The organism is Streptomyces sp. NPDC054849, assembly GCF_053610945.1.
In genome coordinates this window covers 1-16578 of record NZ_JBSGZI010000142.1, presented here as the reverse complement: position 1 = coordinate 16578, position 16578 = coordinate 1, and the positions used below count along the sequence as shown (strand labels likewise).

The 16578-nt window shown below is 70.9% G+C and carries 14 protein-coding genes; all 14 read right to left on the bottom strand.

Features of this window, described 5'->3' with window-relative positions:
• Window positions 1-72: 72 nt before the first annotated feature.
• A complete protein-coding gene (locus tag ACWGIF_RS35555; RefSeq protein WP_453503726.1) occupies window positions 73-1281 on the bottom strand; it encodes a DivIVA domain-containing protein in 1209 nt (402 codons plus the stop codon).
• 82 nt (window positions 1282-1363) lie between these two features.
• On the bottom strand, window positions 1364-1660 hold the full coding sequence (locus ACWGIF_RS35550; RefSeq protein WP_453503724.1) for a YggT family protein: 297 nt from the start codon (window positions 1658-1660) through the stop codon (window positions 1364-1366).
• A 60-nt stretch (window positions 1661-1720) separates the two neighbouring features.
• Window positions 1721-2338: a cell division protein SepF gene (locus tag ACWGIF_RS35545; protein WP_453503723.1), complete on the bottom strand. Its 618-nt coding sequence runs from the start codon at window positions 2336-2338 to the stop codon at window positions 1721-1723.
• 149 nt (window positions 2339-2487) lie between these two features.
• On the bottom strand, window positions 2488-3207 hold the full coding sequence (locus ACWGIF_RS35540; RefSeq protein WP_453503721.1) for a YggS family pyridoxal phosphate-dependent enzyme: 720 nt from the start codon (window positions 3205-3207) through the stop codon (window positions 2488-2490).
• A 3-nt stretch (window positions 3208-3210) separates the two neighbouring features.
• A complete protein-coding gene (gene pgeF, locus ACWGIF_RS35535; RefSeq protein ID WP_453503719.1) occupies window positions 3211-3942 on the bottom strand; it encodes a peptidoglycan editing factor PgeF in 732 nt (243 codons plus the stop codon).
• Window positions 3939-5138, bottom strand: coding sequence for a cell division protein FtsZ (ftsZ, locus tag ACWGIF_RS35530; protein WP_453503718.1), 1200 nt, complete (start codon window positions 5136-5138; stop codon window positions 3939-3941). Before ftsZ ends, pgeF begins: the two co-directional genes overlap by 4 nt.
• 279 nt (window positions 5139-5417) lie before the next feature.
• On the bottom strand, window positions 5418-6281 hold the full coding sequence (locus ACWGIF_RS35525) for a cell division protein FtsQ/DivIB (protein ID WP_453503716.1): 864 nt from the start codon (window positions 6279-6281) through the stop codon (window positions 5418-5420).
• A gap of 32 nt (window positions 6282-6313) precedes the next feature.
• Window positions 6314-7408 carry an undecaprenyldiphospho-muramoylpentapeptide beta-N-acetylglucosaminyltransferase gene (gene murG / locus ACWGIF_RS35520; protein WP_453503714.1) on the bottom strand — a complete coding sequence of 365 codons (1095 nt, stop codon included), beginning with the start codon at window positions 7406-7408 and terminating at the stop codon, window positions 6314-6316.
• A 6-nt stretch (window positions 7409-7414) separates the two neighbouring features.
• The gene (ftsW, locus tag ACWGIF_RS35515; RefSeq protein ID WP_453503713.1) at window positions 7415-8776 is read right to left on the bottom strand and encodes a putative lipid II flippase FtsW; all 1362 of its coding nucleotides are present in this window, start codon (window positions 8774-8776) and stop codon (window positions 7415-7417) included.
• Between the two features lie 70 nt (window positions 8777-8846).
• Complete coding sequence (murD, locus tag ACWGIF_RS35510; protein WP_453503712.1) at window positions 8847-10286, bottom strand: UDP-N-acetylmuramoyl-L-alanine--D-glutamate ligase; 1440 nt, start codon at window positions 10284-10286, stop codon at window positions 8847-8849.
• On the bottom strand, window positions 10268-11338 hold the full coding sequence (gene mraY, locus ACWGIF_RS35505) for a phospho-N-acetylmuramoyl-pentapeptide-transferase (protein ID WP_453503710.1): 1071 nt from the start codon (window positions 11336-11338) through the stop codon (window positions 10268-10270). Before mraY ends, murD begins: the two co-directional genes overlap by 19 nt.
• Window positions 11335-12765 carry a UDP-N-acetylmuramoyl-tripeptide--D-alanyl-D-alanine ligase gene (locus tag ACWGIF_RS35500; RefSeq protein WP_453503708.1) on the bottom strand — a complete coding sequence of 477 codons (1431 nt, stop codon included), beginning with the start codon at window positions 12763-12765 and terminating at the stop codon, window positions 11335-11337. Before ACWGIF_RS35500 ends, mraY begins: the two co-directional genes overlap by 4 nt.
• Window positions 12762-14489, bottom strand: a complete 1728-nt coding sequence (locus tag ACWGIF_RS35495) for a UDP-N-acetylmuramoyl-L-alanyl-D-glutamate--2,6-diaminopimelate ligase (RefSeq protein ID WP_453503706.1) — start codon at window positions 14487-14489, stop codon at window positions 12762-12764. Before ACWGIF_RS35495 ends, ACWGIF_RS35500 begins: the two co-directional genes overlap by 4 nt.
• Before the next feature lie 44 nt (window positions 14490-14533).
• Complete coding sequence (locus ACWGIF_RS35490; RefSeq protein ID WP_453503728.1) at window positions 14534-16555, bottom strand: peptidoglycan D,D-transpeptidase FtsI family protein; 2022 nt, start codon at window positions 16553-16555, stop codon at window positions 14534-14536.
• Window positions 16556-16578 lie beyond the last annotated feature (23 nt).

Below are 16578 nucleotides of genomic sequence, written 5' to 3'. Positions count from 1 at the left end.
GGGCCCGAGGTTCCGTGGAACCTCGGGCCCGGCCCGTAGAGCGGCTGCCGACCGCAGAAACGGCGGCGGCGCCTAGTTGTCGTCCTCGTCGATCAGAAAGCCCCGCATCGGCGACGGCGCCTGCATCGGCTGCGGCGCAGCCGGCCGCACCGGAGCCATCGGCTGGGTCATCGCCGGGGACATCTGCTGCTGGCCGCCGTAGGACGGGCCCGCGCCCATCGAGGAGGGGCCGCCCATGGGGGACGGACCACCCATCGAGGGACCACCCATCGAGGGACCGCCCATCGAGTGTCCCATCGCACCGGCCGGGGCCATCGAAGGCGACGGCGACGGCGGCAGCGACGGGGCGCCCGGGTTGCGCGGCGGGGCCAGGGAGTCGTCGGCCTGGGTCTCCAGCTGGCGCAGCTGCGACTCAAGGTAGGACTTCAGACGCGTACGGTACTCGCGCTCGAAGCCGCGCAGGTCCTCGACCTTGCGCTCCAGCGTGGCGCGGGCGGACTCCAGGGAGCCCATCGCGACGCGGTGCTTCTCCTGCGCGTCCCGCTCCAGCGCGTCGGCCTTGGCGCGGGCGTCCCGCTCCAGGCCCTCGGCGCGCGACCGGGCCTCGCCGACGATCTTGTTGGCCTCGGAGCGGGCCTCCGCGATCGCCTGGTCCGCGGTCTGCTGTGCCAGCGAGAGGACGCGGGCGGCGCTGTCGCCACCGGGGCCCTGCTGCGGAAGCTGCGGCTGCTGCTGGTGCATCTGCTGGCCCATGGGCTGCATCTGCTGCCCCATCTGCTGCATCTGCTGCCCCATGGGCTGCATCTGCTGGCCGAGCGGGTTCTGGCCACCCATCGACTGCTGCTGCTGGCCCATGGGCTGCTGGCCCATGCCCTGCGGTCCGCCCATGGGGTGCTGCTGCATGGGGCCGCCCATCGGGCCCGGACCCTGCGGTCCGTGTCCGCCGGGGCCGGGGGGCAGCTGCGGCTGGCCGCCCGGCAGCTGGGGCGGGCCCATCTGCTGCTGCTGCGGCGGGCCGGATATGGCCGCGGGCACGGGGGCGCCGGGGCCGCGCTGGTCCTGGGGTTCCGGCTTGCGCATGCCCTGCTGCTGCTGGTTCTGCGCAGCGGCACGCGTGGCGGCGGCCAGCTTGGCGCGCAGGTCCTCGTTCTCGCGCAGCAGGCGCGTCAGTTCGGACTCGACCTCGTCGAGGAAGGCATCGACCTCGTCCTCGTCATAGCCCTCTCGGAGGCGGACGGTCGTGAACTGCTTGTTCCGCACGTCCTCGGGAGTCAGCGGCATGTCTTCTTCACCTCTACGTAGTCGTCGGCAGTCGGCAAGACCGTATCGGGACTGTCCCCGCGCGCGCGGAGAAGTTCATCGCTCACACGCTTCTCGCAGCGCTGCTCACGAAGCTGATGAGGATGTAAACGATGATCATCAGAACGAAGAAGGACAGGTCGAGTGCCACGCCCCCGAGACGCAACGGCGGGATGAACCGCCGAAGAAGCTTGAGCGGTGGATCGGTAAGAGTGTAGGTGGCCTCCAGGACGACCACCATCGCCTTGCCGGGTGTCCATGAACGTGCGAACTGGAACACGTAGTCCATGACCAGTCGAAAGATCAGCACGATGAGGAAGCACATCAGCGCGATGTAGACAACCTCTAGTGCGACGCCCATCTCGCGCTTCCCTCTCCCCGTTTCCCGCTCTGTTCCCGGTCCCGTATCTGACGGATCGGTCTAGCTTTGGTTGAAGAACCCGCCCTCCGCGATGCGAGCCTTGTCCTCCGCCGTGACATCGACGTTAGCAGGCGACAGCAGGAACACCTTCTGTGTCACGCGTTCAATACTGCCGTGCAGGCCGAAGACGAGACCGGCTGCGAAGTCCACGAGACGCTTCGCATCCGTGTCGTCCATCTCCGTGAGATTCATGATCACCGGAGTGCCCTCACGGAAGTGTTCCCCGATGGTACGGGCCTCGTTGTAGGTCCGGGGGTGCAGCGTCGTGATGCGGTACGGCTCCCGCTCGGAGACGACCTTGGGCATGATCACGGGGGCGTTCTTCTCCAGGTTCGTGCGATCAGGTGTGATGGATGCCACGGGGGCAATTCGCGCAGGACGTCCGCTTTCCACCGGAATTGGGATGGGTTCCCGCTGAGCCGGCGGCTGTACGACTCGTACCGGTTCGTCCGGTACGGGCGCTTGGTGCACGGGCTGCTGTCGGCGATCCCGCTCCCGAGCCCGCTCCATCTCCGGCTCGGGCTCGAACTCGTCGTCGGGGTCGTACCCCGGGTTGTCGTACCGGTCGTCCTCCACGAGGCCGAGGTAGACCGCCATCTTGCGCATCGCGCCGGCCATTCTCCGAGTCCTCCGCTCTGTGGTGGATCGCCCTGTCGCAGGTGCCGCCGTGTCACGAATGTCACCAACTGCCCGCGATCCACGTGGTCTGCCCGCTCATCGGCGGGAATGACCATATTTTCTGCTGTGGTCCGACTTTCTTCGCGACGTTACCCGAGCCGGGGTCTCGCGCCGAGTACCGCAGTGCCGACGCGTACATGTGTCGCACCGGCCGCCACGGCCTGTTCCAGGTCTGCGCTCATCCCGGCCGACACCATCGTGGCAGCCGGATGGTCCGCGCGCATGCGGGATGACAATTCCACCAGCCGCTCGAAAGCGGCCTGTTCGCGCCCCGCGTAGGGGCCGGCCAGCGGAGCGACGGTCATCAGCCCGTCGATCCGCAGTCCCGGCGCTCCGGCGATGAGGTCCGCCAACTCCGAGAGCTGCTCCGGCGCCGCGCCGCCGCGGGCCCCGCGCTCCCCCGACTCGGCGTCGAGGGCGATCTGCACGAGGCAGCCGATCTCCCGGCCGGCACCGGCGGCGGCGGCCGAGAGCGCGGTCACGAGCCTGGGGCGGTCGACCGACTGCACCACATGCGCGTATCCCGCCACCGAACGGACTTTGTTCGTCTGCAACTGGCCGACGAAGTGCCAGCTGAGAGGCAGATCCGCGCAGGCCGCGGCCTTGGGGGCGGCATCCTGGTCGCGATTCTCCGCAACATGACGGACACCCAGCTCCGCCAGCAGTCGTACGTCGCTCGCGGGATACGTCTTGGTGACCACGATGAGCGTCACCTCTTCCCGCTTGCGGCCCGCCGCCGCGCAGGCGGACGAGATACGCCCCTCCACCCGCGCCAGGTTCTCGGCGAGCTCCGACTTACGATCCGTCATTCCTCAGTCCAACCAGACATATCCGGCAAGCCGCCCGGTCACCCGGTCGCGGCGGTACGAGAAGTGGTCCCGCGACTCCAGTGTGCAGACCGGGGAACGGCGACCGTCCACCACCCCCGCCTCCGTGAGCTGGGCGTGCACTCCCGCGACCACGTCGACCGCCGGTGTCCCCCACCTGGTCTCGGCCCGGGCGGCGGGCACCGCTTCGGCCACCGCCTCCCGCATCTCGGCCGGCACCTCGTAGCAGAGTCCGCAGACCGCCGGTCCGGTCCGGGCGACGATCCGCCCCGGCTCGGCTCCGAGGGCGACCATCGCCTCGACGGCGGCGGGCACCACCCCGGCGACCAGTCCGGGCCGCCCGGCGTGGGCGGCACCCGCGACCCCGGCGACGGGGTCCGCCAGCAGGACCGGCGTGCAGTCGGCGGTGAGCACCGCGAGGGCGAGCCCCCGGCGGGCGGTCACCACCGCGTCCACCGCCGGGACCTCGGCGTCCGGACCCCAGGGCCCGTCCACCACCGCCATGTCCCGGCCGTGCACCTGGTTCATCCAGACCACACGGTCCGGGGCGAGTCCCAGGGACCGCGCCGCCAGTGCCCGGTTCGCGCGAACGGCGGCCGGGTCGTCTCCGACCGCGCCGCCGAGGTTGAGCTCTTCGTACGGAACGGCGCTCACTCCGCCCCACCGGTCGGTGAAGGCGAAGTGGGCGCCGCCCACGTGGTGCTGCTCCGGTGTCACTTCAAGAAGTCCGGGACATCCAGTTCCTCGGCCGGGCTGTCCTGGTACGGCCGGGCCGTGGGGACCTGCGGCGCGGGGGCCTGGGCCTCGGCCGGGGCCGGCTCGACCGGAGCCGGGGGGTCCTCGCGCGGGGTGACCGTGCCGAGTCCGCCGAAGGCCGGGCGGGCCGGCTCGGCGGCGCGGACCGGGGCCGGCTCCTCGCGCTTCGTGGACGCGGCGCCGATGACGTTGTCCCGGCGGGCCGGGGGCTGTCCGCCGTCGAACCCGGCTGCGATGACGGTGACCCGCACCTCGTCGCCGAGCGCGTCGTCGATGACGGCACCGAAGATGATGTTCGCCTCGGGGTGCGCGGCTTCGCTCACCAGCTGCGCGGCCTCGTTGATCTCGAAGAGACCGAGGTCCGAGCCGCCGGAGATGGAGAGCAGTACGCCACGGGCGCCGTCGATGGACGCCTCCAGCAGCGGCGAGGAGATCGCCATCTCGGCCGCGGCCACCGCGCGGTCGTCGCCGCGGGCCGAGCCGATGCCCATCAGGGCCGAGCCGGCCTCGGACATCACGGACTTGACGTCGGCGAAGTCGAGGTTGATCAGACCCGGGGTGGTGATGAGGTCGGTGATGCCCTGGACGCCCGAGAGCAGGACCTGGTCGGCCGACTTGAAGGCGTCGAGCACGCTGACCTGGCGGTCCGAGATGGACAGCAGTCGGTCGTTGGGGATGACGATGAGGGTGTCGACCTCTTCGCGGAGCTCGGCGATGCCGTCCTCCGCCTGGTTCGCGCGGCGCCGGCCCTCGAAGGTGAACGGCCGCGTGACCACACCGATCGTCAGGGCACCCAGCGAGCGCGCGATGTTGGCGACGACGGGTGCGCCGCCAGTGCCGGTGCCGCCGCCTTCACCGGCGGTGACGAAGACCATGTCGGCCCCCTTGAGGACCTCCTCGATCTCCTCGCGGTGGTCCTCTGCCGCCTTGCGGCCGACGGCCGGGTTGGCGCCGGCGCCGAGGCCCCGGGTGAGTTCACGGCCGACGTCGAGCTTGACGTCGGCGTCGCTCATCAACAGCGCCTGGGCGTCCGTGTTGATGGCGATGAACTCGACGCCCTTGAGACCGACCTCGATCATTCGGTTGATGGCATTGACACCACCGCCGCCGACACCGATGACCTTGATGACTGCGAGGTAGTTCTGCGGTGCTGCCACGTCGAAGGCCTCTCGCCTCGAGTTACGTGTCGCCGCCTCGCGGGCCTGCGTTGCGACGACTGATGCCGAAATAGGGACGGTCCGAACGCGCCGACCCGAACCCTCACCCTGAAGTTTAGGGTTAGGGGTGTGTCTGTTCCTTGGACTCTTCCGAACAGGACACTAAGTCGACAAGTAGCGCGTGTTCAACGAACACGCCGAACCTCCCGTTTTTCTTTTCACCCTATGTGATCACCCGTATCGCTGGCCAACCAGGGTGCGTCGCTGTTCGACCCGACGTCAACTCCCGGCCGCAGCAGGGGCGGTGGGGACGCTCACGTCGAAGTGACGGGACCCGGGTGCGGCTTTCAGCAAAGCGGTCAGCGCGCGACCCTTCGCCTCGCTCTGTTCACCGCTCCCCCACGTCACGGACCGCCCTCCGGTGAGCTCCAGCACGACCGAATCGTAGGAACCCATCTTGACCTGCACGGTTTCCCTGGCGATCGGCTCCGGGAGGGCTCCCGCGACGCCTACGGCCTCGTGCAGCAGCCGTTCCTCGTCGAAGCGGCGGGCGCTCGGGGACCGCCCCGCGTTCAATTCAAGGACCGGAACACCCGCGGGTGCTTTCGGAACCGTGTCGAATCGCACACCCGAAGCGTCCACTTCCACGAAGTTGGCGTCCTTTTTGATGAGCAGGACGGGTTTGCGTTCCGTCACTTTCAGCCCGATTCCATGCGGCCAGGCCCGCACCACATCGACCGAATCGATGCGGGGCAGCCGGCCGCGGACCCGGCCCTCGATCTCGTCGGTGTCGATGCCCACCAGGGGCGCGCCGACGGGGACCGCCGCGGCGGCGAGGACCTGCTCGGGGGTGAGCACGTCCGTGCCGGCCGCCGTGACCTTCTCGACGCGGAGCCAGGAGGAGCCGTAGAGCACCCAGGTCCCGCCCGCCGCGAGGAGCACCGCGGCGGCCAGGGAGGCCAGCACGGGGCCCCGGCGCAGGTGCGCGCCGGGACCCGGCGGGCCGGATCTCGTCACGGCCTTCTGGGGCTTGGGCGGCTTGGGAGGCCTGGGAGGCCTGGGAGAGCCGGCGCCCTTGCGGGCGGAGCGGCCGGACCGATCAGAAAACGGTGACCCGCGCTGTGCGGTCTTCGCTCCGGCCACTCCTGTGCCTCCTGCGTCTGCGCTGTCCCGCCTCAGCGGGACCGGTGGGCCGCGACCGCCTCGTACACCATGGCGACCAGCAGGTCGTCGGCGTCCCTGCGGCCGAACTCACCGGCGGCGCGGGACATCTCGTACAGGCGGTGCGGGTCGGACAGCACCGGGAGGACCTGGCTGAGCACCCACTCGGGCGTCAGTTCCGCGTCGTCCACGAGCAGGCCGCCGCCGGCCTTGACCACCGGCTGGGCGTTGAGCCGCTGTTCGCCGTTGCCGATCGGCAGCGGGACGTAGGCGGCGGGGAGCCCGACGGCGGAGAGTTCGGCGACGGTCATCGCGCCCGCCCGGCACAGCATCATGTCGGCGGCGGCGTACGCGAGATCCATCCGGTCCACGTACGGTACCGGCACATACGGCGGCATCCCGGGCATGTTGTCGACACGCGGCAGTTCGTTCTTCGGCCCGACCGCGTGCAGGATCTGGACCCCGGAGCGCTGGAGGGTCGGAGCGACCTGCTGGATGGTCTCGTTGAGGCGGCGGGCGCCCTGCGAGCCGCCGGAGACCAGCAGCGTGGGCAGGTTGGGGTCCAGGCCGAAGGCGGCGCGCGCCTCCGGGCGGACCGCGGCCCGGTCGAGGGTGGAGATCGAGCGGCGCAGCGGGATGCCCACGTAGCGGGCGCCGCGCAGCTTGCTGTCGGGGGTGGAGACCGCGACGGCGTGCGCGTACCGGGAGCCGATCTTGTTGGCCAGTCCGGGCCGGGCGTTGGCCTCGTGGACGATGATCGGCACCCCGAGCCGCTTGGCCGCGAGATAGCCGGGCAGGGCCACGTAGCCGCCGAAGCCGACGACGCAGTCGGCCTTGGTGCGCAGCAGGATCTCCTCCGCGGCCTTGATGGTGCCGCGCAGCCGCCCGGGAACGGTGATCAGTTCCGGGGTGGGCTTGCGGGGCAGCGGCACGGCCGGGATCAGGCCCAGCTCGTAACCGCGTTCCGGCACGAGGCGGGTCTCAAGTCCGCGCTCCGTGCCGAGGGCGGTGATGCCCACTGAAGGGTCCTGCCTGCGCAGGGCGTCCGCGAGGGCGAGCGCCGGCTCGATGTGGCCGGCGGTCCCCCCACCGGCGAGTACGACATGCACCGAAATTCACCGCTCTCCGGACGGACGCTTCTTGACGCGCCGTCTCATCGACTTCCATCTCACCACGGTCCGCCTCCAGCCGGTCTTCGGCTGGCGCATCGCGAGGGCCGCGCGCGCCGCCGGCTCCTCACGCGCGAAGGCGATGAGCAGTCCGACCGCGAACATCGTCGGCAGCAGGGCTGACCCTCCGTAGGAGAACAGCGGGAGCGGGACTCCGGCGATCGGCAGCAGGCCGAGCACCGCACCGATGTTGATCACGGCCTGGGCCGTGATCCAGGTGGTCACGCCTCCCGCGGCAAACCGTACGAAGGAATCCTCCGTGCGTCCGGCCACGCGGATACCCGCATAGCCTAGAGCCGCGAACAGGGCGAGCACCGACAGCGTCCCCGCCAGACCCAGTTCCTCCCCGGTGATGGCGAAGATGAAGTCGGTGTGGGCTTCGGGTAGTTGCCCCCATTTTTCCACACTTGCACCCAAACCGGAACCGAACCATCCGCCAGAAGCGAGGGCGTAGATCCCGTGGACGGCCTGCCAGCAAAGGTCGTTCTTGCCCGGTTCTGTCGCGCCGAGGCACTCCAGCCGGTCCATCCGGTGCGGACTGGTCTTGATGAGCACTGCGACGATCGCACCCGCGAAGGCCAGCACCCCGACGAACAGCCGGGTCGGGGCGCCCGCCAGCCAGAGCAGGCCGAACAGGATGGCGCCGAGGATCATCGCCGTACCCATGTCGCCGCCCAGCATGATCAGCCCGAGCAGCAGGAAGGCCACCGGGACCAGCGGCACCAGCAGGTGCTTCCACTGGCTCAGCAGCTCCTTGTCGCCCTTGCGCGCCAGCAGGTCGGCGCCCCACAGGATCAGTGCCAGTTTGCCGAACTCGCTGGGCTGCAGCATGAACGGACCGCCGAGGGAGATCCAGTTCTGGTTGCCGTTGATCGAGACCCCTATCCCGGGGACCTGGACCAGGACCATGAGGAAGAGCGTGCCGGCGAGCACCGGGTACGACAGCGCCCGGTGCAGCTTGACCGGCATCCGGGAGGCGATCAGCAGCAGTGCGGTGCCGATGAGGGCGGCCAGGAACTGCTTCTTGAAGAAGTAGGCGTCGCCGAGGCCGAGCTGGAGCGCCTTGATCATGGAGGCCGAGTACACCATGACCAGGCCGAGCACGGTGATGAGCAGCGAGCTGCCGAAGATCAGGTAATAGGCCGTGAGCGGGCGGTCCCAGGCCTTGCGCAACTGCCGCTGCGTCGTTCGCAGCCGGGCCAGCGGCCCGCGCCCGACGGGCCGCTTCACGCGCACCACAGGGCGTTTGCGGCCCTGCGCCTTCACGGCGGAAGGCCGCCGCCCCGGCAGCATCTGCTTGGCCGGCATCTGTGATCTTCCCCTCCACTCGTACGAGGCGAGCAGCCGACCGGAGGGAACCAGTCCCGCAGCCCCCGGCCTAGGCCGTGTCCGCAGCTCTCCCGGCGGCCAGTTCGCGCACCGCGTCGGCGAATGCGTCCCCACGCTTGTTGTAGTTCGCGAACATGTCCATCGAGGCACAGGCCGGTGCCAGCAGGACCGTGTCGCCGGGCTCGGCGAGCGCGGCCGCTTCCCGGACCGCTGCGAGCATCGCCCCAGTGTCGGTCCGGTCGAGGTCGACGACAGGGACCTCGGGGGCGTGTCGCGCCAGCGCCTCGGCGATCAGCGCCCGGTCGGCGCCGATCAGCACCGCGCCGCGCAGCCCCTTCGCCGACTTCTGCACGAGCTCGTCGAAGGTCGCGCCCTTGGCGAGGCCGCCGGCGATCCAGACGACCGGCTCGAAAGCCGCGAGCGAGGCCTCGGCCGCGTGGGTGTTGGTCGCCTTGGAGTCGTCGATGTAGGTGACCGAGCCGACCTCGTCCACGTAGGCGACCCGGTGGGCGTCCGGGCGGAAGTTGCGCAGCCCGTCGCGGACCGCGCGCGGCTCCACGCCGAAGGCGCGCGCCAGGGCCGCCGCGGCGAGCGCGTTGGCGATGTTGTGCGGGGCCGGCGGGGTGACGTCCTTGACCTCGGCGAGCTCCTGGGCGTTCTTCTGCCGGTTCTCCACGAAGGCCCGGTCGACGAGGATGCCGTCGACGACGCCGAGCATGGAGGGGCCCGGGGCGCCGAGGGTGAAGCCGATCGCCCGGCAGCCCTCTTCGACGTCGGCGCCCTCGACCAGCTTCTCGGTGGCCGGGTCGGCGACGTTGTAGACGCAGGCCACCGTGTTGCCCTCGTAGATCCGGCCCTTGTCGGCGGCGTAGGCCTGCATCGAGCCGTGCCAGTCGAGGTGGTCCGGGGCGAGGTTGAGCACGGCCCCCGAGTGGACGCGCAGCGAGGGCGCCCAGTGCAGCTGGTAGCTGGAGAGTTCGACGGCGAGCACGTCGTAGGCGCCCTCGTCGAGCACCACGTCGATGATCGGGGTGCCGATGTTGCCGACGGCGGCGGTCCGCAGACCGGCGGCCTTCAGGATCGACGCCAGCATCTGGGTGGTGGTGGTCTTGCCGTTGGTACCGGTGATCGCGAGCCAGGGGGCGGCGTTCTCGCCGCGAAGCCGCCAGGCGATCTCCACGTCACCGACCACGTCGACGCCGGCCTTCGCGGCGGCCGCGAAGAGCGGGCTGTCGGGCTTCCAGCCGGGCGAGGTGACGACCAGGTCCGTGCCCTCGGGCAGGGTCTCGGCGTCCCCCAGGCGTACGGAGATCCCCTGGGCGCCGAGTTCGGCGGCCCGGGCCCGGTGGCCCTCGCTGTCACCGCCGTCGACCACGGTCACCGATGCGCCGAGGCCGGCCAGGGCGCGGGCGGCACTGATGCCGCTCACGCCGAGACCGGCGACGGTGATGTTCCTGTCGTGCCAGACGGTCACTTGTCGGCTGCCCATCCCGCGTAGAAGATGCCGAGACCCACGATCACGCACATGCCCTGGATGATCCAGAAGCGGACCACCACAAGGACTTCGGACCACCCCTTGAGTTCGAAGTGGTGCTGCAGCGGGGCCATCCGGAAGACGCGCTTCCCGGTCATCTTGAAGGAACCGACCTGGATGACGACCGACATGGTGATGAGGACGAAGAGGCCGCCGAGCAGAGCGATCAGGAACTCCGTGCGGGAGCAGATCGCGAGACCGGCGAGTGCGCCGCCGAGGGCCAGCGAACCGGTGTCGCCCATGAAGATCTTGGCGGGCGAGGTGTTCCACCACAGGAAGCCGAAGCAGGCGCCCATCAGGGCGGAGGCGACCACGGCGAGGTCGAGCGGGTCGCGCACCTCGAAGCAGGCGTTGGGGCTGGGCAGGGTCTGCGCGTTGACGCAGGACTCCTGGAACTGCCAGACGCCGATGAAGGTGTAGGCGCCGAAGACCATCACGGCGGCGCCGGTCGCGAGACCGTCCAGACCGTCGGTGAGGTTCACGCCGTTCGACATCGCCAGGATCATGAACAGGGCCCAGACGACGAACAGCACCGGGCCGATCGACCAGCCGAAGTCCGTCACGAACGACAGCTTGGTGGAGGCCGGGGTGAGCCCGCGCGAGTCCTTGAACTGGAGCGCGAGCACCGCGAAGGCGATGCCGACGATCAGCTGGCCGGACATCTTGGCCTTGGCCCGCAGACCCAGCGAGCGGCGCTTGACGATCTTGATGTAGTCGTCCAGGTAGCCGACCACGCCCATGCCCGCCATCAGGAAGAGGACGAGCAGGCCCGAGAAGGTCGGTTCGCTGCCGGTGATGACCTTCGTCAGGGCGTACGCGATGAGCGTCGCCAGGATGAAGGAGATGCCGCCCATGGTGGGCGTGCCCTTCTTCCCGGCGTGGCCGCGGGGGCCGTCGTCGCGGATGAACTGGCCGTAGCCCTTGCGGGCCAGAAGCTTGATCAGCAGCGGAGTACCGATGAGCGTCAGGAACAGGCCGATGACGCCGGCGAACAGGATCTGCCTCATCGGCCGGAGACCTCGCCCTCGACAGTGCCCTCGAGGAGGGCCTGGGCCACCCGCTCCAGACCGGCCGACCTGGAAGCCTTCACCAGCACGACGTCACCCGGGCGCAGTTCACTGCGCAACAGGTCGACCGCCGCCTGCGCGTCGGACACGAGCACCGACTCCTCACCCCACGAACCCTCGTTATATGCGCCCAGCTGCAGCCAGGATGCTTCCCTGCCCCCGACTGCGACGAGCTTGCTCACGTTGAGCCGGACGACAAGTCGTCCGACCGCGTCGTGCTCGGCGAGCGCGTCGTCTCCGAGCTCGGCCATCGGGCCGAGCACCGCCCACGTGCGACCCCCGTTCGCCCTGCCGGCACCGCCCATTGCGGCGAGCGCGCGCAGTGCGGCCCGCATGGACTCGGGGTTCGCGTTGTAGGCGTCGTTGACGATCGTCACACCGTCCGCTCGTTCGGTGACCTCCATCCGCCACCGGGACAGCGTGCCCGCCCCGGAGAGCGCTGTGGCGATCTCCTCGACGGACATGCCCAGGACATGGGCGACGGCGGCCGCGGCGAGCGCGTTCGACACGTGGTGCTCACCGTACAGCCGCAAGGTCACGTCGCTGCACCCGGTCGGTGTGTGCAGTGTGAAGGAAGCCTGCCCCCTGTCCGTCATCCGGACTTCGGTGGCCCGGATTTCGGCGTCCTCGGCCTCACCGAAGAGCACCGTACGGGCCTTCGTGCGCGCGGCCATGCCACGAACCAGCAGGTCATCGGCGTTGAGGACGGCTACACCGCCTTCCGCCTCGGCCGGCAGCGCCTCGACCAGCTCCCCCTTGGCCTGCGCGATCTGCTCACGGCCGCCGAACTCGCCGATGTGCGCGGTCCCGACGTTGAGCACCAGACCGATCCGCGGGGGCGTCAGTCCGGTGAGGTAGGCGATGTGGCCGATTCCGCGGGCGCCCATCTCCAGGACCAGGTGCTGCGTTTCCTCGGTGATGCGCAGCGTCGTGATCGGCAGGCCGATCTCGTTGTTGAGGTTCCCGGGGGTCCACACGGTCGGCGCGTGGTGCTGCAGCACCTGTGCGATCAGGTCTTTGGTGGAGGTCTTGCCGGCGGACCCGGTGAGGGCCACGACGTCGGTGCCGAGGCGGGCGACGACGGCCCGGGCCAGCGCTCCCAGAGCGGACACCACGTCGGGGACGACGATGGCCGGGACGCCGACGGGCCGCGTCGCGAGGACGCCCACGGCGCCTGCGGCGAGCGCGCGTTCGGCGTAGTCGTGGCCGTCGACCCGCTCGCCGACGAAGGCGGCGAACAGGCTGCCCGGCCGGACCTCGCGGGAGTCGTAGACCACCGGACCGGTGACCCGGACGGACGGATCCGGTATGTCGTGGGGCCGCCCGCCGGTGATGTCGGCGATCTCGGCGAGGGAAAGGGCGATCACTGGTTCACCTCGGCCTGTCGGACCTTAATCGTTTGATCGAGCGCGGCCGTCTGATCGAGCACCGCTTGGCGTTCGATCGCGGCGCGGAGCACCGTGCGGTCGTCGAAGGGCCGGACGACACCGGCGGTGTCCTGGCCCTGCTCGTGGCCCTTGCCCGCCACCAGCACGGTGTCACCGGGCCCGGCGAGCGAAACGGCGGCGGCGATGGCCGAGGCCCGGTCGGCGTCGACCAGGACGGTGCCCCGCTCGGAGGGCGGTACCGACACGGCACCTTCGAACATGGCGGCGAGGATCGCGAGCGGGTCCTCGGAGCGCGGGTTGTCGGAGGTCAGGACGGCCACGTCGGCGAAGCGGGCGGCCGCGGCGCCCATCGGGGCGCGCTTGGTGGTGTCGCGGTCGCCGCCGCAGCCCAGCACGATGTGCAGCTTGCCGGTGGTGACCTCGCGCAGGGCGCGCAGGACCGACTCGACGGCGTCCGTCTTGTGCGCGTAGTCGACGACGGCGAGGTACGGCTGTCCCGCGTCCACCCGCTCCAGCCGGCCGGGGACCCCGGGGACCGCGGCGACGCCGTCGGCGGCGGTCTGCGGGTCGAGGCCGGCGGCGGCGAGCGTGACGATCGCGGCGACGGTGTTGGCGACGTTGAACGGGCCGGGCAGCGGGGCTGCGGCCCGGACGCGCTGTCCTTCGGGGCCCAGCAGGGTCAGGGTGGAGCCGGCCGGTCCGAACACCACGTCCTCGGCGCGCCAGTCGGCGGCCGGGTCGCCCGCGGCGGAGAAGGTGACGACCGGGACCGTCGCCTCCTTGACCAGCCGGCGTCCGTACTCGTCGTCGAGGTTGACCACGCCCAGGCGGGCCCGGCGGGGGGTGAAGAGCCCCGCCTTCGCCTGGAAGTAGTCGTCCATGCCGGAGTGGAACTCCATGTGCTCCGGGCTCAGGTTGTTGAAGACGGCGACGTCGAAGACGCAGCCGTCGACCCGGCCGAGCACCAGCGCGTGGCTGGAGACCTCCATGGCCACGGCCTCGACCCCGCGTTCGCGCATGACCGCGAAGAGGGCCTGGAGGTCGGTGGCCTCGGGGGTGGTCCGCTCGGACTTGATGCGCTCGTCGCCGATGCGCATCTCGACGGTGCCGACCAGTCCGGTGCTGCGGCCCGCCGCGCGCAGGCCGCCTTCGACGAGGTACGCCGTGGTGGTCTTGCCGGAGGTGCCGGTGATGCCGATCTGGAGCAGGTCCTCGCCGGGCCGGCCGTAGATCGCGGCGGCGAGCTCTCCCATCCGGCCACGCGGGTCGGCCACGGCCAGGACCGGCAGGCCGGTCGCGGCGGCGCGCTCTGCGCCCGCGGGGTCGGTCAGGACGGCGGCGGCACCGAGGCCGGCCGCCTGGGCGGCGAAGTCGGCGCCGTGCGTCCTGGCTCCCGGCAGGGCCGCGTACAGGTCTCCCGGGCGGACCGCACGGGAGTCGTGCGTGATCCCGGTGATCTGCGCGGCGCCTGGCGCCGGGACGTCCAGCAGGGTGGCCAGCTCGCCCAGCGGGGTCGGGCTGACGGACACGGGCCGGGGCGCTCCCGGCGGCACTGCCGGGGCGTCTTTCCGGGTGGTTCTGGGCTGATCAGCGTGGGGCACGGCGGTGAGCGTACCGGGCGCGGCGGGCCGCCCGCGAAGCGAGGGCCCGCCCTCGGCGTCGGCGGCCGACTGGTTCCCGGGTTTCGGGGTGATCGTTGTCACTGGTGGTGCCTCACGCTTTTCTGGCGGGCCTGGCGGGCGGTGGGTCACCGACCGGGCTGCGGACTGGGCTGCGGGGCGGGCTGCGTGGCGGGCTGCGGGCCGGGTTCGTAGGTGACCGGGAGCCCGGCGGGGGCGGTTCCGGTGGGGGCGATCTGAAGGGTCTTGAGGGCGAACTCCATGACCTTCTTGTAGATGGGGCCGCAGATCTGGCCGCCGAAGTAACTGCCCTTCGTGGGGTTCTGGATGGCGCAGTAGACGGTGATGCGCGGCTTGTCCGCGGGCGCGAAGCCGGCGAAGGAGGCGGTGTAGCCCTTGTAGCGGCCGGTGGCCGGATCCACCCGGTTGGAGGTGCCGGTCTTGCCGCCGACCCGGTAGCCGGGGATGCGGGCCTTGGTGCCGGTGCCCTCCTGGTCGTCGACCACGGATTCGAGCATCTCGGCGAGGGTCTTGGCGGTCTCCGGGCTGACCACGCGGTTCTGCTCGGGGGCCGGGGCCGGGGTGAAGCGACCGTCCGGGCCCTTCGTACCGCGGACCAGCGTCGGCTCGATCCGGACCCCGCCGTTGGCGATGGTCGAGTACACCGAGGCCGCCTGCATGGCGTTGAGGGAGAGTCCCTGGCCGAAGGGGATCGTGTACTGCTGGGATGTGGACCAGTCCTGGGGCTCGGCGAGGATGCCGCGGGACTCGCCGGGGTAGCCCAGGCCGGTGGGCCGGCCGATGCCGAACTTGGTCAGGTAGGAGTGGAGGACCTTGTTGGCCTCGGCCTGCGTGGGTCCGAGCTGGCCGGTGGCCAGGATGGTGCCGATGTTGGAGGACTTGGCGAGGACCCCGTTGAGGGTCAGGTACCAGGTCGGGTGGTCGATGTCGTCCTTGAACAGCCGGTCGCCTCGGTGCAGCCGGTTGGGGACCTCGACGCGGGTGTCGGGTGTGGCCTTCTTCTCTTCCAGCACGGCGGCCATCGACATCACCTTGGCGGTGGAGCCGGGCTCGTAGACGTCCTGGAGCGCGGCGTTGCCCATCGCGGCGGAGCGGGCCCGGCTCAGGTCGTTGGGGTCGAAGCCGGGGGCGTTGGCCATGGCCAGCACCTCGCCGGTGAGGGTGTCCTGGACGATGACGTAGCCACGGTCGGCCTCGGACTTCTGGACCTGCTCGGCGATCGCGCTCTGCGCCGCCCACTGGATGTCCCGGTCGATGGTCAGCTCGATGTCCTCGCCGGGCACGGCGGGCTTCTCGCTGGAGCCGGCCGTGGGGACGGGACGGCCGCCGGACTGGGCGTAGGTGATCTCACCGTCCTTGCCGGACAGCTTCTTGTCGAGGGCGGACTCCAGACCGCCGCCGCCCTTGCCCTCGGCGTTGACGTAACCCAGTATCCCGGCGGCCAGGTCGCCACCCGGGTACACGCGCTTGCTGCTGTCCTCCTTGAACACGCCGGCGAGGACGTTGGCGCCGGGGCCGTTGTTCCGCTTGTCGGCCGCGGCCTTGTCCGCGAAGACCCGCTTGAGGTCCTTGATCTGGTTCCAGACCTGGGGGGTCTGGCGCTGGGCGAGGATCACGTACCGGGTGTTCCTGGTCTTCAGCCGGTCCGTGAGCTCCTTGGCGTCCTTGCCGAGGATGGGCGCGAGGAGGGCGGCGGCCTGCTCGGGGGCGTCCGGGGCCTTGCTGTCCTGCGGGGTGAACATCTTCGGGTCGGCGGTGATGTCGTACGCGTCGACGCTGGTGGCGAGGGCCACGCCCCTGCGGTCGGTGATCTCACCGCGTTCCGCGGCCAGCTTGACCCTGGTGTAGCGGTTCTTGGAGGCCTCGGCGGAGAAGGCCGAGGCGTCGACGGCCTGTACCTGGAGCAGGCGGACGACGAAGGCGAGCATGACGAGGGTCAGGCCGACGCCGACCAGGCGCAGACGAGGCCGCGGGCTGCCGAGCCGGATGGTGTGGGGGGTGCGGGGGCCGGCGGGGCGGCGGGTCGCCGGGCGCGGGGCCGGGCGGGCGGTGGCCCGGGCCCGGTCGCCGGGGCGCGGTGGTCTGGCCGGCCCGGGCACCCGCCGCCGCGGCGGCTCCTGCGGGCTCACGCGGCCACCGCCCCGGACAGGGC